This window comes from Bergeriella denitrificans NBRC 102155 (assembly GCF_001592185.1).
Classification (GTDB): Bacteria; Pseudomonadota; Gammaproteobacteria; order Burkholderiales; family Neisseriaceae; genus Neisseria; species Neisseria denitrificans.
This window is the reverse complement of record NZ_BCWL01000006.1, coordinates 1-25,683: the sequence shown is the minus strand read 5'-3', so window position 1 is coordinate 25,683 and position 25,683 is coordinate 1. Positions and strand designations below refer to the sequence as shown.

Annotated in this window: 16 protein-coding genes; 8 read left to right on the top strand and 8 right to left on the bottom strand. The window is 42.0% G+C overall.

Annotated features, from left to right (window positions below; genetic code table 11):
• Positions 1-162: 162 nt before the first annotated feature.
• Both cysD and BDE01S_RS01420 read right to left on the bottom strand, forming a co-directional pair.
• Positions 163-1,077, bottom strand: coding sequence for a sulfate adenylyltransferase subunit CysD (gene cysD, locus BDE01S_RS01425; protein ID WP_066076306.1), 915 nt, complete (start codon positions 1,075-1,077; stop codon positions 163-165).
• Between the two features lie 520 nt (positions 1,078-1,597).
• Positions 1,598-3,535, bottom strand: a complete 1,938-nt coding sequence (locus BDE01S_RS01420; protein WP_066076303.1) for a DUF2075 domain-containing protein — start codon at positions 3,533-3,535, stop codon at positions 1,598-1,600.
• A 320-nt stretch (positions 3,536-3,855) separates the two neighbouring features.
• On the opposite strand from BDE01S_RS01420, the gene BDE01S_RS01415 reads away from it, so the two are divergent.
• The 7 genes from BDE01S_RS01415 to BDE01S_RS01385 all read left to right on the top strand — a co-directional run bounded on the left by BDE01S_RS01415 (position 3,856) and on the right by BDE01S_RS01385 (position 15,398).
• A complete protein-coding gene (locus tag BDE01S_RS01415) occupies positions 3,856-4,440 on the top strand; it encodes a restriction endonuclease subunit S (RefSeq protein ID WP_066076300.1) in 585 nt (194 codons plus the stop codon).
• Between the two features lie 9 nt (positions 4,441-4,449).
• Positions 4,450-6,630: a type I restriction-modification system subunit M gene (locus BDE01S_RS01410; protein ID WP_066076297.1), complete on the top strand. Its 2,181-nt coding sequence runs from the start codon at positions 4,450-4,452 to the stop codon at positions 6,628-6,630.
• 10 nt (positions 6,631-6,640) lie between these two features.
• Entirely contained in the window at positions 6,641-7,165 is a 525-nt protein-coding gene (locus BDE01S_RS01405) for a hypothetical protein (RefSeq protein ID WP_218015843.1), read from the top strand.
• 91 nt (positions 7,166-7,256) lie between these two features.
• Positions 7,257-8,564, top strand: coding sequence for a restriction endonuclease subunit S (locus tag BDE01S_RS01400; protein ID WP_066076294.1), 1,308 nt, complete (start codon positions 7,257-7,259; stop codon positions 8,562-8,564).
• A gap of 100 nt (positions 8,565-8,664) precedes the next feature.
• Positions 8,665-10,248 (top strand): RNA/DNA-binding domain-containing protein, encoded by a 1,584-nt coding sequence (locus tag BDE01S_RS01395; RefSeq protein WP_066076291.1) that lies wholly within the window; start codon positions 8,665-8,667, stop codon positions 10,246-10,248.
• A 2-nt stretch (positions 10,249-10,250) separates the two neighbouring features.
• Entirely contained in the window at positions 10,251-13,301 is a 3,051-nt protein-coding gene (locus BDE01S_RS01390; RefSeq protein WP_066076288.1) for a type I restriction endonuclease subunit R, read from the top strand.
• A 249-nt stretch (positions 13,302-13,550) separates the two neighbouring features.
• Entirely contained in the window at positions 13,551-15,398 is a 1,848-nt protein-coding gene (locus tag BDE01S_RS01385) for an ATP-dependent nuclease (protein WP_066076287.1), read from the top strand.
• A 133-nt stretch (positions 15,399-15,531) separates the two neighbouring features.
• On the opposite strand, the gene BDE01S_RS01380 is transcribed toward BDE01S_RS01385, so the two are convergent.
• The 3 genes from BDE01S_RS01380 to BDE01S_RS01370 all read right to left on the bottom strand — a co-directional run bounded on the left by BDE01S_RS01380 (position 15,532) and on the right by BDE01S_RS01370 (position 17,663).
• A complete protein-coding gene (locus tag BDE01S_RS01380) occupies positions 15,532-16,764 on the bottom strand; it encodes an NADH:flavin oxidoreductase/NADH oxidase family protein (RefSeq protein WP_066076285.1) in 1,233 nt (410 codons plus the stop codon).
• 138 nt (positions 16,765-16,902) lie between these two features.
• On the bottom strand, positions 16,903-17,286 hold the full coding sequence (locus tag BDE01S_RS01375) for a nuclear transport factor 2 family protein (RefSeq protein WP_066076282.1): 384 nt from the start codon (positions 17,284-17,286) through the stop codon (positions 16,903-16,905).
• Entirely contained in the window at positions 17,283-17,663 is a 381-nt protein-coding gene (locus BDE01S_RS01370; protein ID WP_066076281.1) for an ArsR/SmtB family transcription factor, read from the bottom strand. The genes BDE01S_RS01375 and BDE01S_RS01370 overlap by 4 nt, the downstream gene beginning before the upstream one ends.
• Before the next feature lie 286 nt (positions 17,664-17,949).
• Between BDE01S_RS01370 and BDE01S_RS01365 the strand changes: the two genes are divergently transcribed.
• A complete protein-coding gene (locus tag BDE01S_RS01365) occupies positions 17,950-18,801 on the top strand; it encodes an arginase family protein (protein ID WP_066076279.1) in 852 nt (283 codons plus the stop codon).
• 331 nt (positions 18,802-19,132) lie between these two features.
• Here the strand turns inward: BDE01S_RS01365 and BDE01S_RS01360 are convergent, their stop codons facing one another.
• The 3 genes from BDE01S_RS01360 to BDE01S_RS01350 all read right to left on the bottom strand — a co-directional run bounded on the left by BDE01S_RS01360 (position 19,133) and on the right by BDE01S_RS01350 (position 25,628).
• On the bottom strand, positions 19,133-21,763 hold the full coding sequence (locus BDE01S_RS01360) for a restriction endonuclease (protein ID WP_066076277.1): 2,631 nt from the start codon (positions 21,761-21,763) through the stop codon (positions 19,133-19,135).
• A gap of 8 nt (positions 21,764-21,771) precedes the next feature.
• On the bottom strand, positions 21,772-23,766 hold the full coding sequence (locus tag BDE01S_RS01355; RefSeq protein ID WP_066076274.1) for a site-specific DNA-methyltransferase: 1,995 nt from the start codon (positions 23,764-23,766) through the stop codon (positions 21,772-21,774).
• Between the two features lie 554 nt (positions 23,767-24,320).
• Positions 24,321-25,628, bottom strand: coding sequence for a GTPase/DUF3482 domain-containing protein (locus tag BDE01S_RS01350; RefSeq protein WP_066076271.1), 1,308 nt, complete (start codon positions 25,626-25,628; stop codon positions 24,321-24,323).
• Between the last annotated feature and the right edge of the window lie 55 nt (positions 25,629-25,683).

The window sequence follows — 25,683 nt, the reverse complement described above, 5'->3', positions numbered from 1 at the left end:
CAATCTCACATGTTCACGGCAACTCAGCATCTATCGGCATACTTTAAGAGCAAACACACTCGATTTAACTTCTCCATCATCGCCCAGCATCAAAAGGCCGTCTGAAAAACACCTTAACCCCAGCGTTTTTCAGACGGCTTTTGATAGCAAACCCGCCAATAATCAAAAATAACCGGCTTTTTTGCGCTCTTCCATCGCCGCTTCGGAAACGCGGTCATCCATGCGGGTGGCGCTGCGTTCGGAAATGGTGGCAGCGGCGGTTTCGGCGATGATGTCTTCGGGCGTGGCGGCGGTGCTGGCCACGGGGCAGGTGCAGGAAATGTCGCCGACGGTGCGGAAGCGCACATCGCGGATTTCGGAAACGTCGCCGTCGCGTTTCGGCGTGAGCGGGGTTACGGGAACGAGCAGGCCGTTGCATTCGACCACTTCGCGTTTGTGCGTGTAGTAAATCGGCGGCAGGGCGAGGTTTTCACGGGCGATGTATTGCCAGATGTCGAGTTCCGTCCAGTTGGAAATCGGAAACACGCGCATGTTTTCGCCCAGGAAGAGGCGGGTATTGTAAAGCGACCAAAGCTCTGGGCGTTGGTTTTTCGGGTCCCATTGGCCGAATTCGTCGCGGAAGGAAAAAATGCGCTCTTTCGCGCGGGCTTTTTCCTCATCGCGCCGCGCGCCGCCCATCAGCGCGTCAAAGCCTTGCTCCTCAATGGTTTCCACCAAAGTAACGGCTTGTGCGGCATTGCGCGAATCGGTTTCGCGGCGCAAAACCACCGTGCCGCGTTTGATGGAGTCTTCCACGCTGCCGACCACAAGCTGTACGCCGGTACGCGCTACGGTTTCATCGCGGAACTGAATCACTTCGGGATAGTTGTGGCCGGTATCGACGTGCAGCAGCTTGAACGGCAACTTCAGCGGGCGGCCTTCGATTTTGAAGGCCTTAACCGCCAAGGAGAGTAAGACCACGGAGTCTTTGCCGCCGGAAAACAGCAGCGCCGGATTTTTGGCTTCGGCGATGACTTCGCGGATGATGTGGATGGATTCGGCTTCGAGCCAGTCGAGGTGGTGGTTTTGGATGGACATGGAGTTCTTTCGCCTGCATTAATCATGATAGCCCTTACTGTAAACAGGCCGTCTGAAAAAGGGAAAGAATGGTTTGTTTGGAGTAAAGATGATTTTGTTATATCCACGCCCTATACGACCACCCCGCCGACACCGAAAGAAGGAATACCGAAAGAAGGAATTTCGCCACCAACTACAAAATCACATTAAATCCCACCACTCCCCGTCCATCCTTCCACCACAATCGCCGCCAAGTCCCGCCGCATACCCATCATTGCCGCCAACGGCCTGGCTTGTATTATTGCCGTGTGCCTTTTACCTAAATACGCTGGCCGGGCGAGGGCAATTTGATGGTATGTTTTATGGCGTGCAGGCGTTGGAATTGTTGGCAGGAGCGGTAAATCTTACCCTGATGGGCTGAGTATGCGTGATGATTTTGCCATTTGCAGACCAAAGAAATAATGGGAAAATAGGGAATTTGGTTATTTTTTAATAGAGAATGCCGTCTGAAAATACGATTTTTCAGACGGCTTTTTTATCACTAATCCAACTCAGGCATTCCCAATGACTTTAGATATTGATATGTGCCATTATAAAATGCCGTTTGGCGCGTTACATCTGTTTCGCTTCCTTCTGGCATCCAAATAACCATGCCTTGACGGGCACGCGTCAGCAATACCCGATAGGCGTTTTTCAGATACTGTCTATCCTCTTTTTTATTTATATTTTGCCATTTGCTGCCTTTAAATGCCTGGCAATGCCAATCGCCATTTTTATAATAAAAATTACCGCCCCATGCCACACAAGTCCAATCCAACTCCAATCCTTGTACTTCAAATTCACTGGCAACATCTTCCAAAAAATAAGAAGAACGTACATCATCTTTTGAGTTCAAAAACCAATGAGCCACATCAATTTCATTTTTAACATTAACACCCAAAGCTTTTAAGCGGCGAGCGCCTGATGAGGCAAGCAAGCCATAACGTTCACTACCGCGTGCACGCAGCCGAAGCCAATCTTTGGCCTTTTGCAAGTTTCTTGTTATTACAATGGGATAATTATTTTTAATTTCTAAATATAATTGCTGGGCTTCTTGATGATTACATTCTAATAGCGCATGGACAAAAGCGGACACCTTCTCAGAGCGAAAGGAACGCACAGAGGTTGCCAAATGAAGCGACTTTTCAGCAATTTGTTGCGTATTCAACCATTGTTTTAAATCGGCACTGCCAAGGTAATTATTTTCATGAATGATAAGATCTGAATAATACACCTGCCACATAGGATATTTGGTTTTTAATGCCTCCATCCACGCTTCCAGTCCAGCCTCACCGGTATTGATTTCTTGACCACCGCCAATCAAACAAACAACCACGCACCAATCTTGGTGGCGATCCATGACTTCTATTAAAAAATCAGGCTCAGATTGATAAAAATCATGCATACCTCGTTTTTGGCTCATAAACTTATGTACCTGGTGAGCATTCCAAGCGCGTTGCGCTTCATCAAATACGACCACTTTTTCAGTAGGTGCTTGAGTATTTTTGAGATATTCGTCTCTAAAATGATGAATATTTTGGATAAAAGCCTTTGTTTGTTTCAGTGCTACTTTTTTGGGTTTGTCTGCGGTATTTCTGGCCAAAGCTTCTTGCAAGACTGTTACCAGCGGACCATTGCCTGATAAAAATACCGCATAATCATCTTCGTTTAATTGCAAGTGTTGATTGGCAATATTCAGACCAGCAAGGGTTTTGCCAGCACCAGGTACACCAGTTACAAAACAGATGGCTTTTTGCTTCTGCTTTTTTGACTTTGCAATAATTTGTTTAATGCAATTGGCAGTAGCGGATAAATTTTGCGCACCTGCGTCAGAACGGGTAATTTCCCGAACATCATGATTGGCATATAAAGCCTGTGCAGCCTCTACAATGGTTGGTGTGGGTTTATATTGAGACTGCTCCCAAGATTCTGTATTGATATGTTCTGTGGCATGAAATTGTTTAAACCATTCGCCCAAATTATCAGCATTTAATTGAATGGCCTCAGCCAGCTTTATTGCTTGATTAAGGTTACTGGCAACACTCGGCGCTTTTTCTGCAACCAATACGGGAATTAGACATGCGTCATGGCTACCTGCATGAAAATTTCGCAAATCTAGCGCATAATCAATTACTTGATCAAGATCGGATTTATCGTATTTTTTGGCACCGATTTTAAACTCTAAAAGGAAAATTCTGTTGCCAATCACAATAATATTATCAACACGCTTTCCCATGCGAGGGATTGCAAATTCAAAATAAATAAAACCGCTCAACCCAACAAGCTGAGATTTTAATATACGAATTTGCTTTATCCAGGCATTTTTTTGGGATATTTCCAGTTGCTGATGACCATAGTGTTGGGTTAATTCCCCTAAAATTTTAGTTTCATCATCAACCATAAAATTATGGATACTATTTTTATAATAAGCGCGCTGCATTTTATATAATCTAAAGATGGGTAATTAAATAGATTTAATACTCGGAACGAGTTGATACTTTTATTATATCATTTTCTTAATATTAAATGTTAGGCGTGCCTCAAAGTTACCTTTGAAGCTTTGTACGGTATGTTCAAAATTTAGCATTTATCGCCCATCTAAGATTTTTTATAGTTTAAAAACAACCACTTATGCATAAATAAATTACGCAGCAATAAGAATAATGCATAATTTTATTAACAATAAAACAAATACAGAGTAAGATAATCATAAATTGCATTTATTTATCTACTGTATGGATATAGAGAAGACCATTAACTATGAAAACCATCCTTCTTAAATATATAGCCCAGCTTTATACTGGCTTTACCATTCGCGAATCGATAGATTATCTCGATTATGGGGAAGTCAGTGCGGTGCAAATTAAAGATTTGCCCAAAGATTCAAACCGAATTGATACCGCACTTTTAACCGGTATTGAATGGAAATACGATTCCAAACCGCAATTTTTAGCACACAACGCCATTTTGCTGGTCGCACGTGGCGAGCCGGCCGCTTATCTGTTTGGCGGTACGCTGGCAGATAAAGTGGTGGCAAGCAATCCCTTTATTGTCATCAATTTAGCACAAAATGGCTTATTACCTGAATATTTGGTGTGGTATCTCAACCATTCGGCAATGGCGAAAGGTTATTTTTCATCGGTATCACGCGGCACATCTTTTCCTATTTTGACACTTGGTGTGGTGAAAGAGCTGCCGGTCAAAATCCCACCCTTGGCCGTTCAACAACAGATTATTAAGAGACATATTCAAATGGAAGCGGAAAAAAAGCACTTCAACCAACTCATCCAGCTCCGCCAAGAATACAATGCCGCATTGGCCGAACAACTTTTAAATGCAAATTAAGGAATTATTATGACCGCTATTATCACTCAATATCACCCCCATCACAGCACCTTAGTTTCCATTTTATGGAACATCGCCAACGGCTTGCGGGGCACTTACCGTCCGCCACAGTACCGCCGTGTGATGTTGCCCTTGATTGTGCTTGCGCGTTTTGATGCGATTTTGTCTCAGCATACCGATGAGATGAAAGCCCATTTTGAAGCGAATAAAAGCAAGCCACAACTGGTTTTGGATAAAGAATTAACTGCTATTGTAGGTAAAGACCGTAAACAAACCCTCTACAACACCAGTGGTTTCAACCTTGCACGCCTACTGGACGATCCAGAACATATCCGTACTAATCTAATTAAATACATTGGCGGTTTTTCTGCCAAGGCGAAGGATATTTTCGACAAATTTGAGTTTGAAAAAGAGATCGATAAGCTCGATGAAGCCAACCGCCTGTTTAAAATCCTGCAAACCTTTGTCGGTGATTTGCAGTCGCAAGGCTTAACCCTTTCGCCTGACGTGATTTCCAACAGTCAAATGGGCTATTTATTTGAAGAGTTGATCCGTAAATTCAACGAACAAGCCAACGAAGAAGCAGGCGATCACTTTACCCCACGTGAAGTGATCCGCCTGATGGTAAATATCGCCTTTGCCGAAGACCACGCTGAATTACAAAAACCAAACGTACACCGCACTATTTACGACCCGACCTGCGGTACGGGCGGTATGCTGTCCGAATCGGAAAAAGAACTCAAAGGATTTAACAATGCCATCAGTCTCGGACTGTACGGGCAGGAATATAATGCCGAATCCTACGCCATCTGCTGTGCCGATTTGCTGATTAAAGACGAGCCTGCCGAACACATCGTCTTTGGCGACACTTTGGGCGTACTCAATGCCAAAGACAAAGGCAACGGCTTTACTCCGCACGACGGACATAGTGATAGACGCTTTGACTATATGTTTGCCAACCCACCTTTTGGAGTGGAATGGAAAATCCAAGAAGATTTTGTCAAAAAAGAGCATCAAGACCAAGGCTTTAACGGCCGTTTTGGTGCAGGCTTGCCACGGATCAATGACGGATCGTTACTGTTTTTACAGCATATGCTAAGCAAAATGAAACAGCCTGAAACTGACGCTCAAGGCTCACGCATTGCCGTTGTGTTTAACGGATCGCCACTGTTTACCGGTGATGCTGGATCAGGCGAGAGTAATATCCGCCGTTATGTGATTGAAAACGACCTACTTGAAGCTGTGATCGCACTGCCTGACCAAATGTTCTACAACACTGGTATTTATACCTATATCTGGGTGCTGTCGAACAAAAAAAATGCCAAGCGACAAGGCAAAGTACAGCTGATTAACGCCACGCAGTATTTCCAAAAAATGCAAAAATCACTCGGCAACAAACGCAATGAATTATCGGAACAGCACATCGCCGACATCACACGCCTTTATGCCGAATTTAAACAAAACAAAGACAGCAAAATTTTCAACAACCAAGATTTTGCTTATTTAAAAGTGATTGTCGAACGCCCGTTACGCCTGAATTTTCAAGCAAGTAGCGAGCGTATTGAAAAACTATGGGAGCAAACCGCTTTTGCCAATCTAGCCAAAAGTAAAAAAATCAAAGATGCAGCACAAATCAAAGCCGACGAAACACAAGGCTTGGCACAGCAGCAAGCCATTATTGCAGCATTAAACAGCTTGGAAGATACGTTTTACACCGACCGCAAGGCTTTCTTAAAAGTATTAGATCCGATCTTAAAAGCCTTAAATTTCAGCGTATCTGCACCGCTGAAAAAAGCAATTTTAGAAGCCTTAAGTGAGCAGGATCAAACCGCCGATATTTGCACAGACAGCAAAGGCAATAAAGAAGCCGATCCGCAATTGCGTGATAGCGAACTGGTACCGTTGCCGTCTGAAATTGCGTTTCCATTAAATTTGGGCTACGACAACCAAACGCATTTAGATGAACTTTTGACCGCACTTCGCCCTACCATAGAGGCCTATATGCAGGCAGAAGTATTACCGCATGTACCTGATGCGTGGGTCGATGAAAGCAAAACTAAGCTGGGTTATGAAATCCCGATCAACCGCCATTTTTACGAGTACAAACCGCCGCGTGATTTGAGTGAGATTAAAGTTGATATTGTGGCACTAGAAAAAGAAATTATGCAGATGCTCGGCAAGTTGCAGTAAGGAGAAAATAATGAACCATGATTTAACCGTATCTGCGGTAGCAAGAAACAATGTATTAAACAATCCTTATACCTTATCAGTCTTGGAGGAAAACTTACAATTAGGCGGTTTGACGTTTGAAGGCGAAACGGTATTTACCAAACAGCAAGTAGCACAAATATTGGAAATTGATATTAGAACAATAGAACGCTATCTTGCCTCTCATTCTGATGAATTAAGTAAAAACGGCTACCGATTGCTAAAAGGTAACTCTTTGAAAAAGATAAAATTAATTTATCTGACCGACACAAATGTCGGTCAGATAGAGCCTAAGACTAAAGCGCTGGGAGTATTTACTTTTCGTGCACAGCTCAATCTTGCCATGCTAGTTACTGAAAGCGAGCGTGCTAAATTTATCCGTAGTCGGATGTTGGATATTGCTATTGATGTTATTGCTCAAAAAGCAGGCGGAAAAACAAAGCAAAATATCAAAAGAACTGTTGCACCAAATCATCCATGCCATCATCCATCAAGACGACTATTCAGAATCGCTTAAATATGAATTGCTACAAGCGATTAGTTAGAGAAAATTTGGAACCATACAAGCGGTCATTTTTGCACAAAAGTTTACAAAGTCAGGAAAAATAATGAATAGATATGAACAATATAAAGAAAGAGGCATTGCATGGCTGGGGGAAATTCCTGAACATTGGGAAGTGAAGCGGTTGAGGTTTTTATTAGATTTAAATCCTGTTAAATCAGAATTGAATTTACCAGAAGATACTTTAGTTTCTTTTATTCCAATGGAAGCGGTTAATTTAGATAAGAATTTAACCTTAAGCCAAGAAAAAAACTTGGACGAAGTATATAAAGGCTATACCTATTTTAAAAATGATGATGTTGTATTGGCAAAAATAACCCCTTGCTTTGAAAATGGGAAAGCAGCAATTGCACAAAATTTGACGAACGGAATTGCTTTCGGTACAACAGAATTGCACGTTTTAAGAGCAAAAACTATCATCAATAATCAATTTTTATACTATTTGATTAAATCTGATGTATTTATGAAAGTTGGTGAGTCTGAAATGTATGGTGCTGGCGGGCAAAAACGTATTTCCGAAGAGTTTGTTAAGAATTTCTCAGTCGGTTTACCCCCACTTCCCGAACAAACCGCTATTGCTGATTATTTGGATAAACAATTAGGCGATATTGATGCACTGATTGCCAAGCAACAAACTTTGCTGACGTTGCTTGCCGAACAACGCGCCGCTACCATCACGACTGCCGTTACCAAAGGCTTAAACCCTAATACCCCCATGAAAAATAGCGGCGTTGCGTGGCTTAGGGATATTCCTGAGCATTGGGAAGTGAAGCGGTTGAAGTTTTTAGGGGAAATAATTTTAGGTTTAACTTATTCTCCTGAGAATATTACAAATGAAGATAATGGAACATTGGTTTTACGCTCATCAAATGTTCAAGATGGGAAATTGGTATTTGATGATAATGTTTTTGTCAATTCAGAAATACCCCAAAAAATCATTACAACAGAGAACGATATTTTGATTTGTTCAAGAAATGGTAGCCGTGCCTTAATTGGTAAATGTGCTTTAATAGAAGGAAAAGGCTTAAATCAAGCATTTGGTGCTTTTATGACGGTATATAGAACACCATACAGAAAATTTATATATTACGCATTAAATTCAGAGATTTTTAAATCTCAGCTTGGTTTGTTTTTAACATCAACAATCAACCAACTTACAACACAAGTTCTAGGGAATTTTAATATTGCTTTCCCCCCACTTTCCGAGCAAACAGCCATTGCCGACTACCTTGACCAAAAAACCGCCGAAATAGACCGCTTGACAGACACGGTAAACCAAACCATCGGCCGTCTGAAAGAATACCGAACCGCACTGATTACACAGGCGGTAACGGGGAAAATCAAGGTGGTGTAGGTACGCAGTTATTTTTCGCTGCGTAAGCACACGCAAGCGATTGGTTTTGGCGAAAAAACACCAAGAAAGACAAAAAGACACGCAAGAATAAGGAAAATAGATGAAACAGGCACTACCTATCAATATTGATGATTTGTTGCACAAACGCCGTGTAGAAAGTGAGCGGATTGAGTATAAGGCAGATTGGAACCGCGAGGATGTTTTGCATACTTTGTGTGCGTTTGCCAATGATTTTCATAATCTGGGCGGCGGCTATATGGTTGTCGGTGTGGCCGAAGAAAACGGAATGCCTATCCTACCTCCGGTCGGCCTATCACCTGAAAAAATCGACAATATCCAAAAAGAGTTATTGCAGCTTGAAAAAAATGCCATCACGCCTGCTTATCATACGCTGACAGAAGTCTATGAAATTGAAGGAAAATCGGTTTTGGTATTGTGGGCTGTGGCTGGTGAGATGCGTCCTTATAAATGTCGGGTCAGCTTGGGTAAAGATAAGCTGGAGCGTGCGTATTATATCCGTCGCAATACCAGCACCATTAAAGCCACGGGCCCAGATGAGGCAGAGCTCTTGGGGCTTGCCAATAAAATTCCGTTTGATGACCGCTATTGCCAATCTGCCACATTAGATGACTTAGAACCGCATTTAATCCGAGAGTTTTTAAGCGAAGTCAAAAGCGGCTTAGCTCCATCGGCACACAATTTGTCAGTGGAGGAATTGGGCAGGCGGATGAATATTATCGGCGGTGTGCAAGAGGCATTGTTTCCGAAAAATGTGGGCTTGTTGTTTTTTAACAGTCAGCCCGAGCGCTTTTTTCCGGCAACGCAAATCGACGTGGTGTATTTTCCTGACGGTACAGGTGGCGATGTGATTGAAGAAAAAGTGTTTACCGGCCCACTGGGAAGAATCACGCAAGACGCATTGAGCTATATTAAAAACCGTTATATTCAAGAAACCGTGATCAAACACCCCGAACAAGCACAATCGGAACGATTTGTGAATTTTCCATTTGCTGCGGTTGAAGAGGCGGTGGTGAATGCTATCTATCATCGCTCTTACCAAGAGCGTGAGCCGATTGAAATCCGTATTACTGAAGAAGAATTGACGGTTTTAAGCTTTCCTGGTCCCGACCGTTCAATCAAACTTAGCGATTTGCAACAAGGTCGGGCAGTGAGCCGCCGTTATCGTAATCGTCGTGTTGGTGAATTTTTAAAAGAACTGGATTTGACCGAGGGTCGATCTACGGGCATTCCTAAAATTCTGCGAGCAATGAAAGACAATGGCTCGCCATCACCGATTTTTGAAACCGATGACGACCGCAGTTTTTTCCTGATTCGTTTACCGATTCATATCGGTAGTGGGGTTGAACCCACCCCCCAAGTTGAAACCCAAGTTAATAATGCTCAATCTGTTGATAATAAAGCTATTTTAAACGATATGTTTCAAGCAGACCCCCAAGTTACCCCCCAAGTTACCCCCCAAGTTTTAGAGGTGGTGGCGTTGTTGCGAAAATTGGGGGGTGCACTCAGTAAATTAGAAATGATGAGGCATTTAAAATTGAAAGATGATAAGCATTTTAGAAAAGTGTATCTTGTCCCTGCAATGGAGGCTGGCTTGATTGAAATGACGATCCCTGACAAACCGCGTAGCCGCAATCAAAAGTATCAATTAACCCAGGGAGAATAAAAATGCATACCGAATACGACTTTGAAAATGAAATCGAAGCTACTTTGTTAAATGACGGCGGTTATCAGAAAGGTTCGGCAAAATCTTACGATAAATCAACCGCTCTTTTCCCTGATGACGTGGTGGCGTTTATCCAAACTACCCAGCCCAAATTGTGGGCACGCTTGGAATTGCTGTTTAAAGACCAAGCGGCAGCAGAATTGCTCAAGGCGTTAAACCAAGAGTTGAATATCAAAGGCAGTCTAAAAGTCTTGCGTGAAGGGTTCCGCATTGCCAATCGCACGGCGAAGATGGCATATTTTGCACCCAACTCCACCTTAAACGAGACATCAAAAGCCCAATACGATGCCAATATTGTTACCGTTACTCGCCAAGTGATTACCGAATTTAATGAGCGGATTGATTTAGTGATTGCAATCAACGGCATTCCGATTGCGACCCTTGAGCTAAAAAACGGACTGTCGGCAACGGGTTGGACGGTGGAAGATGCCATCAGCCAATACAAAAAAGAACGCAATCCGCAGGGTAAACTGTTTACGTTTAAAAAACGGACATTGGTGCATTTTGCCGTCGATACCGATGAAGTGTATATGACAACCAAACTTGACGGTGAAAACACACGCTTTTTGCCATTTAACCGAGGCTTTAACGACGGCAAAGGCAATCCGCCTGTGGAAAACGATGTAAAAACGGCGTATTTGTGGCGTGAAATTCTGCTTAAAGACAGCCTAATGGAGCTTGTCGGACGTTTTTTGCATTTAAACCGCGAAGAACGTAAAGTCCGTACTGAATCGGGTTTTCGCTATATCACAACCGAAAGTATGATTTTTCCACGTTTTCATCAGCTGGATGCGGTGCGTAAGCTTATCAGCCATGCCAAAATACACGGCTCAGGCAAAAATTATCTGATTCAGCATTCGGCAGGCTCAGGCAAATCCAATACGATTGCGTGGCTGGCACATCATTTGGTTTCGCTACACAATACCTTTGATGAAAAAATCTTCCATTCGGTGATTATTGTAACCGACCGTGTGGTATTGGACAGGCAACTGCAAGACACGGTGGCACAATTTGGACAAACCGATGGCGTGGTCAAAAAAATTGATAAAGACACCCACCAGCTCACGGCTGCTATTGCGGCAAATGTGCCGATTATTATCACCACGATTCAAAAATTCCCCTATGTGATGCACAGTATCCAAACCAAAGCAAAACACGGCGAACATATAGTGCTAGATACCGAGGGCAAACGTTTTGCGGTGATTATTGATGAGGCACACAGTTCGCAAAGTGGCGAAACGGCGAGTGAATTACGCCAAGTACTGAACAAAAGCGGCATTGAAGCCGCGATTGCGGCAGAGTTTATGGATTTGGACGAAACTCTGTCAGCGGACGAACTGGCGGTACAGCAAGCAGTATTGCGTGAGCAGTTTAAACGCAAGCGGCAAGAGAATTTGAGCTTTTTTGCTTTTACTGCCACCCCAAAATGGAAAACATTGGCACTGTTTGATGAGTCAAACGAACATGGGAAAACGCCGTTCCACAGCTATACGATGAAACAGGCGGTTGAAGAAGGCTTTATTTTAGATGTATTGGCAAACTATACGACTTATAAGCAATATTTCCGCCTGTTGCGTGCTGCCGAGGCGGATATTGAATTGCCGAAACATAAAGCTAAAAAAGAGCTGATGCGGTTTGTAAATCTGCATCCGAGTGTGATTAGCCAAAAAGTAGAAATTATCATCGAGCATTTTTATGCGGTTACACGGCATAAATTGGGCGGACATGCTAAAGCTATGGTCGTAACAAGTTCGCGTGAATCGGCAGTGCGTTATAAATTGGCGTTTGATGACTATATTGCAGAAAAAGGATATGAAGGAATTAAATCGCTGGTGGCGTTTTCTGGCCGTGTAATTCTGCCTGAGCAAAGCGAAAAAGAATACAGCGAACCACAAATGAACGGCGGCATTAAAGAAACCAAATTGCCTGATCATTTTGATAGTGATAATTATCAGGTACTGCTGGTAGCGGATAAATACCAAACCGGTTTTGACCAACCGCTACTACATACTATGTTTGTCGATAAAGTATTATCAGGCGTGCAGGCGGTGCAGACGCTTTCTCGCCTCAATCGCACGGCAAAAGGCAAAGAAGATACGTTTGTGCTGGATTTTGTCAATAGCCACGAAGATATTTTTGAGGCATTTAAGCCGTATTACCAACGCACCGAGGCAGGCGAAATGCCGGACAACGAAAAGTTGGCAGATCTCGGTAATACCTTAGATGAATGGAACATTTATTTCGCACAGGATATTGAGGATTTTGCCGCTGTTTGGTTTGGAGGACGCACCACCCCAACCCATGGCGAACATAAAAAACTCAATGCCATTATTGATAAGGCGGTAGAGAAATACCGACATCTTTCAGACGACCCCAACCGCAATACCGAACAGCAAAAATTGTTCAAAAGTCAATTGCAGAGCTATTTGAATTTATATTTGTTTGTCTCGCAGATTGTGCCGTATGCAGATTCATTGCACGAAAAACGCTATGTGTATCTAAAAGCCCTGATGATGAAGCTACCACGCGGGTTACAACCAGAAAATCTGGATTTATCCAAAATGGCGGTATTGCAGTATTACCGTTTGCAACAAATCAGCGAAGGTTCAATTACATTAAACAACGGCGAGGCAAACCCACTCAAAGGCTCAACCGATGTCGGTACGGGGCAGGTATCGTTAAGTGAAGAGCTGGACAAACTGATTAAGGAGTTAAACGAATCCTTTACTACCGAATTTACGCTAGAAGACTTGCTGTTTTTCGAATCTATTGAAAAATTTGCCCAAAACCATCCTGACATTCTCAATGCGGCAAATAATAATCCGTTGGCTTCATTTATTGATTATTTCAACAGTCGCATAGATGATTTATTAGTCAGCCTGTTTGAAAAATTTGGTGAAAGCGTAACCAAAGTCTTAAACAACCCAAAAATCAAACACAAAGTCAGCCGTAGATTGGCAAAAGCGATTTATGAGAAGGTGCATAAAGGCTAAGGTTACATAAAAAATCAAGAGATAACAATCACAGGCGGTTTTTCACTCTATAAGTGCTGAGTACTTCATATACATGTGAAAAACTGACAGCCATTCAATGACTCTGCGGCTTTCTCCTTGAAGAAATCCTCATATTCTTTCTTGGATGGACTTAATGAAAAATTTTGGTGTTTTTTATTTCTCTTGAAATGACAACTTTATTCCACATATTTAAGTTAATTGATAATACTGATAACTGAGAGAACATCAATGAATCTGCCACTTATACTTAATTTAGACATAAACAGCCATGAAGGAAATTTATCTAGACAAATTACACTGGAAAACGCCTTTAGTGTTATTTTGGGTGCGAACGGTTCGGGAAAAACTCATCTTTTAAAAAGTTTTAAGCATGCTTTTCCAAGTGAACAAATTGCACATAAGAAAGTCCGCTTTGTATCAGCAGGACGCATGGGGATGTTTGAACAATATCGTTCTAACTGTGATGGATATAACCATGGCGACAACTACTATAATAAAGCAACGCACGGCTCAAAAGACTATTCATCCAGAAGACATCAAATAGAAACCATTAATGGCGACTTTCATACGCTTTCTGCTCGACTTGATATTTTAATTAAAGTCAGAGAGCGGCTAAGAAAACTATTTAAACGAGATGTTGTTATTGATTGGAATAATGGCAATTTACACGTTTATTTTTCACGCCTTACGTCAAGCTCTTCTCAATACTCATCAGCACGAGAAGCCTCAGGCTTAATTCACTTAACCGCTCTTTTATCTGCTCTTTATGATGATGAAGTGGGTGTTTTATTGATTGATGAGCCTGAGGTCTCCTTACACCCTCAACTACAAGCATTTTTATTAAAAGAAATTTTATCCGTTGCTGGAGTGCCTAGCGCTGGAAGTAATAAAAAAATTGTTGTAATTGCTACGCATTCAACGGAAATGTTAAGAATCAATCAAATTGAAGACTTATCTTCCCTTATTTTTTGTTATGACTTAAAACAGCAACCAATACAAATATCCAAAAAGGATGAAGTTTTAAAAAACCAAAAACTTAAAAGCCTCATCAAAAGATTGGGGCAGGAGCATAAGTTATCCCTATTTTCTCAAAAGCCATTGCTGGTAGAGGGTCCTTCCGATGTCATTATTTGTAACGCATTAGCAGACCAACTTGGATTGTATTTAGAAGCATCAGGCAGTCAAATTTTACCTGTCAATGGCAAAGCCGAATTTCCAGCTACAGTTAAACTATTGCGACTTATGGGGAAACAGCCTGTTGTATTGGCAGATGCGGATATGTTTGTGGATGATTTGAATTTGATTAAAGGTTTTTACGGTGATAAAAATGTGAGAGAAACCGCCGATCTCTTGGCTTCTGAAAAAGGCATAAATAATATAAATGCTTTTTCCAAGTCAGTACGAGATGATTTTATTCAATTAGTAGATAAAACATGGGGTAAAATAAAAGATACTTTTAAGAGTAAAAATCAAGAAGCAGATACCGATGTAGACGCTCAAAAATACCGCATATCATTTTCGGCTTTATTTACCGGTCAATTAAAAGATGATGAATGGACAAAAATTTTAAATAGAATCAACTCACTATTTGAAATTTTTGAACAAACTGGACTTTTTATTCTTAGAAAAGGAGCGATAGAATCTTATTATTCAGACCAAAATGCAACAAATAAGATTGAAAGAGATAAGATTGAAAGTTCAATTTTACAAAGTGAAGCAATTTATGAGGCTGATTCTGACAGCTTGCGTCATCAGTATGGCGATATTGTAAGATGTTTAGAGTATGCTTCAAATGGCGAACAAATTAAAGAAGAAGAGATATTAAGAGAAATTGCTTTGTCTATTATCGCACCAATTCATGCTGACTTTGCGGATGGAAAAACTGATTTTGATTTGAATGTTAGGGCTCAAAATATCAATAAGCAAAATGCTTCAATCTTTGATTTTTCTATAGAAGAAGATAAATTAAAGGTGTCTATTACAAGTCCGATTTTAAACATAAAAGACTTCCCTATTTTATTGTCCAAAACAGATGATGTTCGTGTAAAAATCAACCAAGCATTGGGATTGGCTTAACCGCCTTTAAACTACAGCGACTTGACTGCCAAACCACTACTATTTAAGGGCAGATTAAAAACAAATGCCGTCTGAAAATCCCTAATTTTCAGACGGCTTTTCATCATTCCATCCCATTCAACTGTGCACGCTTTTACCCCCGCTCCCGTCTCACCCCATCTTTGACAATCCCCCACAGCGTTTTGTACGCCGAATAATTCGGATTGGCAGGCTTGCCTTGTCCCAACAGGTGCAGCTGCTTGGTGTACCAATAAATTTCCAAAAGTCCGCCAAGTCGTTTATCAATCGCCTTAATGCCGGTGCGTACAGGCGGTGTGGCGATGTGCGTTAAGCTGCCTGATGTGAGTTTGTCTGCCACATCCGGCATGACGGCATAAGGTTTTGCCATGCCGATCATGTCCGTGCTGCCGCCTGACAAGGCTTCGTTCATCGCCGCCATGCTTCTAAAGCCGCCGGTGATGACAAGCGGCACATCGCCAATCACCGCACGGGCTTTGTCGGCATAGTCCAAAAAGTACGCTTCACGCTTTTTGGTGCTGTCTTTGACGCCTTCCATCATCGCAGGGCTTTCGTAATTGCCGCCTGAAATTTCCAGCAAATCCACGCCAAGTGCCGCCATTTTTGCCAGCACCTGCACCGATTCGTCTTCGCCAAAGCCGCCTTTTTGAAAATCGGCGGAGTTAAGTTTTAACGCCACGATAAATCCATCTGACGTTTGGCGGCGGATTTCGTGATAAATTTCCACCAAAATACGCATACGGTTTTCAAGGCTGCCGCCCCAGTTGTCCGTGCGGCGGTTATGGTGCGGCGATAAAAACTGGCTGAGCAGATAGCCGTGTGCTGCGTGGATTTGCACGCCTGAAAAGCCTGCTTTTTCGGCGATTTTGGCACTTTGCCCAAAGCGGCGGATGATGTCTAAAATCTCATCTTCAGACAGCGCACGCGGCGGATTAAACAGCGCCGATAATTCTTTGGACAGCGGCACGGCACTTGGGGCGACGGGCTGTTTATTGACATTTTTGGGAATTTGCTTGCCCGGGTGGTTAAGCTGCATGAGCAGTTTCGTACCGTTTTGCGTGCCTGCCTGTACCCACGCCTGCAGTATCGGCAAATCACGCTCATCGTCCACCGCCGTGGTGTCAAAATTGGCACTAAAACGGCGGTCAATCATCACATGACCCGTTACCAGCACCGCCGCACCGCCCTTTGCCCAAGTGTCGTACAGGCGCACCAGCACTTGGCCAGGCGTGTTGTTGGGTGCAAGCTGCTCGTCCATCGCCGCTTTGTACAGGCGGTTTTTTAACACCACACCGTTTGATAGGGTGAGCGGCGTGGAGATGTTTGGGGTTGGGTTTGATGGGTTCATGGGACATTTTTCCTAAAAATGGGTGCGTGTTTTTAATCAATGCCCTCTGAAAGCAGATTTTCAGACGGCTTGTTATTATCAAATCAATTTCATGCCAAATAAAACGGCGAAAATTTTCAAACCATTTAATTTGTTACGTTAAAACATACCATTACCATTCGCCGCCTGCTCAGGAATATCCTGAATAACGTCCCAATGTTCGCTCAATTTGCCATCGGCATTGACACGAAAAATATCCACAATCGCCTTGCCGATGTCGGCTTCGTGCATTTTCATGTGAACGTGCAAAACCACCAAATCATCTTGGGCGATGACACGTTTAATTTCGGCACGCAAAGTCGGCACAGCCGCCAAAATCGGCGATACACTCGCCACAAAGCCGTCTTTACCGTCGGCAAGGGTCGGATTGTGCTGAATGTAGTCGTCTGCCAGATACTGCTCGGCAGCTTCGGCGGCTTTATGCTGGTTAAACACCATATCGTAAAAATCTACGACGTTTTGTTGGTTTGGGGTCAGGGTCATTTTAAAGTCTCCAGTTGGGTGGGAAAATGCGCTTGCAACGACGTTACCAGCGCAGCTAATCGGCTGATTGGGCAAGTATCACCGCCATCAGCAGGGGTTTTAATACGGTAAAAACGCTCATTGCCCACCTGCGCCACACGAACGATGTCCGCCTGTTTCATCAGCTTTAAATGGTGCGACACAGCAGGACGAGACAGCGGCATAAGCTCGGTAATGCGATTGACATTAAGCTGCCCATGCTTAGCAAGCAGCAGCAAAATCGTCTGGCGGTGCGGATCGCCCAAGGCGTTAAACAGCGGCAGACAGGCGGCAAGCTCATTTTGGATAGATGGTGTGTTCATAGGTTTAAAAGTTTGAATGTTTAAAAACTTAAACATAGTTTATAGGATTGATGGGAAATTGGCAAGCGGTTTTTGTGGTGGTTTTATAAAGATATAGCCATTCAACTGCAAAATCATACGTCGTTAACTCGCCTTGCTGTACTATTTGTACTATCTGCGGCTCGTTGCCTAGTCTGATTATGCATTTGAACGGCTATATATTACGGCGGTTTTTTTAATTTTTAGATAAGGGAATGCCGCCTGAAAATTGTTCAGACGGCTTTAAATTTCCTTTTTGCACACTATAATAATTAAACCACCATCTAAAACACAAGGATAAACAATGAAAACCATCAGACTGCTATACCCCGATTTCGTCAGCGGCGGACTGGAAACCTACCATTTCGGAGCGAATTTACTCGCCCATATCCTGCCTAAAAACCCCAACCAGCCGCTAATTAAAGTGGACGTTGCCGCACCAAGCGGGCAGCAATATTCCGTTACCGATGGCATTTACGCCAAAGAACAAGTGATTGCCGGCATTCAAAATGCGATGGCGGCGATTGAAACGGAAGCCCCCGATAAAATCATCACCATCGGCGGCAACTGTATCGTTTCGCAAGCCCCGTTTGATTATCTACACGGGCGTTATGAAAACGTCGGTATTATTTGGATTGACACCCACCCCGACGTATCCGCACCGAAAGACGGCTACCCGAACGCCCATGCGATGGTACTGGCTTCCCTGATGGGCGGCGGTGATGAATCGCTGACTTCCCTGATGAAAAACAAAAAATTCTCTGCCGACCAAATCTTGTATGTCGGCTTGCAGCCGCTGCACGACTACCAAACGCAATTTTTAAACGAACACGGCGTGCAGTACAAAATCCAAAACCAAGCGTTTTTATCCGATGAAGAAATCAAAGCCTTCACCGACCGTTTCGATCATATCTTGGTGCATTTGGATATTGATGTGTTAGACGAACATTTCTTCCATTCTACTTATTTTGCCAATCCAGAGCTAAAAGGCGACGGCGGCGGCGGCGGCAAGATGACGATGGCTAAATTAACCGAAATTCTTACCGCTCTTTCCGCCAACGCCGATATTGTCGGTTTCACTGTCGCAGAATATTTGCCGTTTGACGAACACCGCCTGCATAAGATGTTTAAACAAATTCCGTTGTTTAATGAATAGCACTTTGTAAAAAAATGCCGTCTGAAAAATCTTTCAGACGGCGTTTTCCCGGGTTTATGTAGCAGTTGCATAAAACCTAAATCTAATCTTAACCGAATAAAAATACCTTTACCCATTTATACAGGTAAAGGTATTTTACTTTATTTTTATTTCAAACACTAAAGTGAATTAAGATCAAATATTAACTAAGTGTTTCTAATTCATCTTTAGTTAAAGGGGCTACACTTCGTCTTTATCTTATATTTAAAGCAATACGTACCCCCACACCTATCGAAGTAGATAAGATATTTACGGATAAATAATAACTAAGATAGAATCTTACTATTAGTTTCTATCTAATCTCAGATAATTTTTCTATAACCTGATATTTTACGCCATCAAAAATATTTAAGGAAAAATGTTTTTTAGCACATTGAATTTTTTGACGTTCACTTAAACTGAGAGAACTTTCATCAATTCCTGATTGAATGCCTTTGCCTGTATTTTTGGTTTCCGCTACAAAATAAACTTTTGAACGGTTATTCATTACCACAGCCCAGTCAGGGTTGTAATTACCAATTGGGGTAGGAATTTTAAACCAGTTAGGCAATTTGAAATACATTCGCACATCCTCATTGTTTTCGCATTCTTGGGCAAACTGTTTTTCAGTGTATGAATCTAGTGAAATATAATTAGCGAAAATAGTTTTGTGTTGTTTTTCTTTATCACTTTGATTGACTTCAAAGGTGTGTTCATTGAAAAAGATTTCCAAGCCGTTTTTTTCCAATTCTTTCCATTGAATTAAAGTCTGTTCATAGCCATTTTTTTGTGGATCAACTTGTGAATACTCAATACCATCAATCATTAAGCCATTTAAGGCTTGTAAAATTTTTTCACTCACCATATCAATAAAGCGTTGCGGATTATTAGCAAGCTCGTGCAAGCGGTCGGATTTTTGCAAAATTTCACAAATAGTTTGGCGAGTTAATTGGGTTTTACGCTGAATAGCTTGCAATACATCAGGGATTTCCCAATGAGTATCAATTTCTGCATAGCGAGAATTGGTTTCTTCACCCCAAATACCTTGTTCAGATTGACGTAATTTTGCCTTTTGCACATTCAGTTGAACCCGTTGAATAGTGGGCATTTCTCTCATCAATTTTATCGCACTTTCAATCAGTTTTTCTCGTTCAAATCGCACGGAATAACGTGTTTTTTGTTGTAATTTTTGCCAAATTTCAATAAATGTGGAATCAAGGGTAAAGCCTTTTCGATAACGTTGTTGCAAGCGAGTTTCTCTTGATTTTACGCCACCATTGGTAAATTTAATTCCGCATTCATCTTCATATTCTTTTTGAAGATTTGCCGCAAAACTTTGGTAGCTTTCATTAGGAATCACTGTGAGGATATTTACACTTTCATCATAAATGCGTTCGCCTTGTTGGTTTACCGCCAAACGCAAGCCACGCCCAATTTCTTGGCGTTTTTTAATTGGCGAACGGGTTTCATTTAGTGTACAAATTTGAAATACATTTGGGTTATCCCAGCCTTCTTTTAAAGCGGAGTGAGAAAAAATAAAACGCAACGGCGAATCAAAAGAAAGTAGTTTTTCTTTATCTCGCATAATTAAATTATAAGTATCTTCGTCTGCTTTTGTGCAACCCGTAGTATCTTTCTCCTTACCTTTATCTTGGGAAAAATAGCCATCGTGTACCCCGTTTGCACTCATTCCTGTTTCACGCTCATAGATTTCATTAAACCAGCGGTAAAATTTGCCGTTATCACGGTAATTCGCCACCTTATCAATAAAAAACAGAGAAAGCACTTTAATGCCTTTGCTATTCAGACGTTTTTCTTTGGCTAAATGCTCTTTAATGGTACATTCCATTTGCTTTTTCATAATTTCATCACGCAATAAGTCATCATCTTCACTTTGTGTGAGAATTTGCCCGTTAGATAAGCGAATCTCAAACGGATCGGCACTTAACTCATTGATAATAAAACCGTGTCGATAACTCTCGTTTTTACCTGATTTTTCATAGAGATCATCACCAGCTTGTATGGTAACTGGTTTTTTCTTGGTTTCTTTATCAGTTTGAATGTGAATTTCAATTTTAGCTTTGAGTTTTCCTTTACCAACAATAGGTTCTTTTAGCACGATATAAGCACCGTTCACATCGTTTTCTGCTAGCACGGGTTCTACTTCGATTTGTTTTACCAATTTTTGGTTATAAGCTTCAAGTGGATTAAGACTATAAATTTTGTGATATGGATTTTTATGCGTAGCGGAATAACGTAATACAAATAAAGGATTAAGTGCTTCAATTGCTTGCTTACTCAATTCCGTTTCCATATTTTGTGGTTCATCAATAATGACAATCGGCTGAGTTTGACTAATTTGCAAAATTGGTGCTTCACCACTTTCGTTGATACGGTTAATCACATTATCATATTTTTTTTTAAAGCTATCAATGTTCATAATCAAGATTTCAATATGGTTATTGGTAGCAAAACCGCGTAAAGCATTTAGCCTGTCGCTACGGTACACAGTGGTATTGATGGTCGGTTTATCAAATAAATTGTCAAAATGTTCTGCGGTGGCTCGTACAGTTTGTTGCACCCCTTCACGAATGGCGACACTTGGCACCACGATCACAAATTTTTGCCAACCGTATTGTTTATTTAGCTCAAAAATGGTGCGTAAATAGACATAAGTTTTGCCCGTGCCCGTTTCCATTTCAACAGAAAAATGCAAGCCGTGATCGGAAAGTACGGTTAATTTTTGATGGAATTTTTCCTGCACCGCATTTAAATTTTTCTCAATTTCTTCAAAGGGTAAAGCCAACTGATTTGCCATAATCGGCTGATTGCCCACGGTATTAAGAGCAAATGCAGTGGTTTTGTTTAATTCACCTTTAAATAAGGTAACCACCGCTTCAATGGCTTGTTGTTGGTGGACGAGTTCTTCGAATTTTAATTGCATAATGCCCCCTAAAATGTTTCAAAGGCAATGCCAGCGTCTTTTAATTGCAAGGCGAGATTAGCTTTTAAAGCATCGTTGCCGTTAAATACTTTATCTAAGGCAAACACTTTTTGTGGTTGTGCATCGATAATGTGATTAAGCATTTCATTGTGATACTGCGTTAATAAAAGAGCGGTCTTTCTTTTACCTGTTTTATCATTGAGCCAAACGAGATAATCCGCAAATTCAAAGGAATCTGTTAATTGGAAGCCTAAACGCAAAGCAAGCTCATACGCCATATTTTCCACCGTGGCTGTGGGTTCAACAATATCTTGGAAAATATCTAATTGTGCTTTGATATTTTTTACTTCATTATTTTTTGGAGTTTGCCATTGTTTAAAATTACTTTCGCTTAACTTAAACACTTTAAAGCCTATATCCAGCGAGTGATTTTCGGGAAGATTTTGCAAAATTTGCGCCCCAGCACGGCGGATACGCTCTTTTGAGATTTCTGCGATATTTTCAGATACCCCCAATGATTGACAAAATTCGTAAGCCATTTTTTGTTTTTTATCTTTTGGATTTAATTCTTCAGGTAATTGAATACAAATGTATTGGCGTTGTTTTTCTTTAATTTTTAAATTTAACTCCATAATAGCATGAGCAAATGAGCCACTTCCACAGAAAAAATCACAAATTAAATCGCCTTCATTTGAACCAATACGAATTAAATTTTTAAGCAATTCTAATGGTTTAGGATTTTGAAATATTTTTTTATTAAATAATTTTTTGATAACCTCTGTACCATTTCCGCTACTGTAAGCTGGTTTATAAAACAAAGACTTAGCTTTTTTTCCACTAGCTATATCATCTTCTAAACGTTGCTTTTTATAGAATGAAATTTTCCCATTTTTTGAATGTTTGATAATAAATTCATTCAACGATTTGCTTAATGTATCTTTTGAACGTCTCCAGGACATTTCCTTGCCATCTTTTGTTATTGGGTAGACAATAAAATCATCATTAGCCAATTTTTCGACAGACATTCTTGAATAATCTCTACTTACAAAAATAGGATAATAACCATTAGGACGTTGTTCTCTTGCTCCATCTTCGCCTGTTCGCATTAAAGTTGCACCTTGATAAAATTTTCCTTTTTCGTCTTCTTGATCATAATCTGCAAAATCTTCTTCAGTCAAAGGGATACCATTTAAATCGTCAACAGAACTTTTATTTTTCATATACACGATCGTATATTCATGAGTTCCAGCAAACCCAAATTCATCATTATTTCCTTTTAAATTCATAATGGTTGGTAAAGATGCAACAAAATTTTCCGCCCCAAACACTTCATCACACAACAATTTCAACTGTGCCTGTTCATTATCATCAATACTAATAAAAATCACACCGTCATCACGCAAAAGCGTTTTGGCTAAATGCAAACGAGGCAACATCATTGAAAGCCAGTTGCTGTGATAATGCCCGTTATCCTTGCTGTTTTTGCGGAATGCCCATTGAAATATACCATCACGTTTAATGTAGCCCTCAGCATCTTTATCGCCTACACGTTTAGCATATTCCTCTCTTGTTTCAGAAAATTTATCAGGGTAAATAAAGCTGTCATTGCCAGTGTTATAAGGTGGATCAATGTAGATCATTTTCACTGTGCCTGCGTAAGCCTTTTGCAGAATTTTTAAGGCTTCCATATTTTCAGCTTCAATAAATAGATTTTGCGTAGTGTCAAAATTTACACTTTCTTCTTTACAAGGGGAAAGCGTGTTAAAAGAAGGGGATTGTAGAGTACGGTAGGCACTGGATTTTCCCGCCCAGTTTAGACAGTAATGCTCATTATGATCGGCAAGGTTTTCCTCACCTAACACGAGTTTGAGTTTTTCCCAATCAATTTTATTTTCACAAAAAATTTCAGGAAAAAGCTGTTTGAGTTTTTCAAGATTATTTTGTTGAGAAGGGTTGATATTATCCGTTAAACTGCTGTGCTGTGCTGTGCTGTGCTGTGCCATTTTTTGTTTCCTCAAAATAGTTTGTCAAGTATTATTTCAATTCTGTGTTAATCGCTTTAAACGATACTTCTACCGCTTTCTGTAATTCATTCGGCATTGCTCGATAATGATTATGCCCTAAATGCAGTATAGCACATTAAGTCTATTTTATTGCTAGTCGTAAACAATGGCGTTGCAAGCATTGCAATCACACTTTTCGATTAAATCAGGCATAATTTTGCTAATCATAAGTTATCTTTAAAAATTTATCTGTATATTTTAATTCGCTTTGTGAATGTGGCTAGAGTGCTTTTTCATTATTTCTAATCGGTTCGTAAGTATTCAGAAAATAGCTATCGTTGTTTGGTTCAAGAATAAATAGGATCTTTAAGGATTTGAATTTTCTTTAGTGAATTTTCTCGACTTTTAGCAAGTTTTACGTTGCATTGAAGTGTATTGATTTTGCGATTGATGAGGGAATAATAGTGCGGATTTGTCATAATAAAAATCTCCATCAATATAATTATGTAATGGAGATTTTAATGATAGTTAGATCTTTGTGCAACTGCTACATACTACCGTTCCCGTCTGTCGCGGCGGCTGCCTTCGGGTGAGGCGGTATTGAGAGACGACCAGTTTTCGCGGCTGCGGGCTTTGTTCAGCTCTGATGGGAGCTTGTCGGCCTGCCAGGGCAGGCGGCCGCTGCCGACTTCTACGCGTGCCTGCGCTGCGTGTCCGCGTGCTTGCAGGGCAGCCAGTAAATCCAAGGCTCGGGCTGCCAGCAGGGTCAGTGTTTCTGCACTGATGTGCAGGGTTTGTTTGCCGCTGATTTTATCGGAAATATCCTGCATATTCGGCAATACGCCGCCAATCAGGCCGCCAAGTGCGGTGCCTAAACCTAATGAGCCGCCGAGGGTAACGACATCCAAGCCGAGGCCGATTAATGCGCCAGCGGTGGCGCCTTTGCCGGTGCGGATGCCGTATTGCATCAGTAATTCACTGTCAAACGGGTCTTGCTCGAAGGTTTGCAGCGTCCAATCGCTGCTGCCGATTTCGCTGTGGTAAAAGCGGTAAAGTTGCAGCAGCCGTTGCTGCAGACGGCGTTCAAGCTGGCGGACTTCGTCCTGCATGGCCTGCAATACGGGCTGCGGGTCTTCGTCTTCGTCGATTTCCCGGCGGCAGGCGGCGGCATCGATTAGAAAATCGGCGATTTCATAGCGTGCTTCGCTGTCCAGGCTCTGCCATTCGCGGCGGCGCATGGCGATTAGCCGGTCGAGTGTGCTGCGTTCTGGCAGCATGGTGGCCAGATTGTCCCACAGGCGGATTTCGCCTTCAAAATCAAATGCAACAGTATCAAAGGCGCTGTAAACATGCAGGGTGCGCCGCGCCAGCATCTCGGCCCACGCGCCCAAATCCTGCCCGCCGGTAAAGTTGAATACGGGCATCACCGGCTTGGCGCACCACGACAATACCGTCAACTCGTCTTTATATTTGGCCAGCACCGGCTCGCGCGCGTCCGCCACATACAGCGCCATATCGCTTTGCAGCAGCTGGCGCAGGACTTTGGCTTCTTGGTTGAATTCGTTGGCGGCGGCGTCGCTGTCGAGAAAGCGGCGGAGGCGTTCGATGCCGTCGTCGCGCGCCGAAGTATGCGCTTCCAGCCAGTCCAACACGCCGCCCGCGTCTTCCAAGCCGGGGGTGTCATACAGGCGCACCAGCGTGCTGCCTCCTTCTGATACTGCGGCTTCTTCCACATGGCGGGTGGTGGCTGGGGCGTTTTTGACCTCGCCGAACGTGCTGTCGCGCAATAAGGTTCGCAGCAGCGATGTTTTGCCGGTATTGGTATGGCCGACCACGGCCAGCGATAAGGTTTTGGAAGTCATAAATTAAAAGATACTTTGTCGATAATATGGTTATAGTCATTTAAAATAATAATGG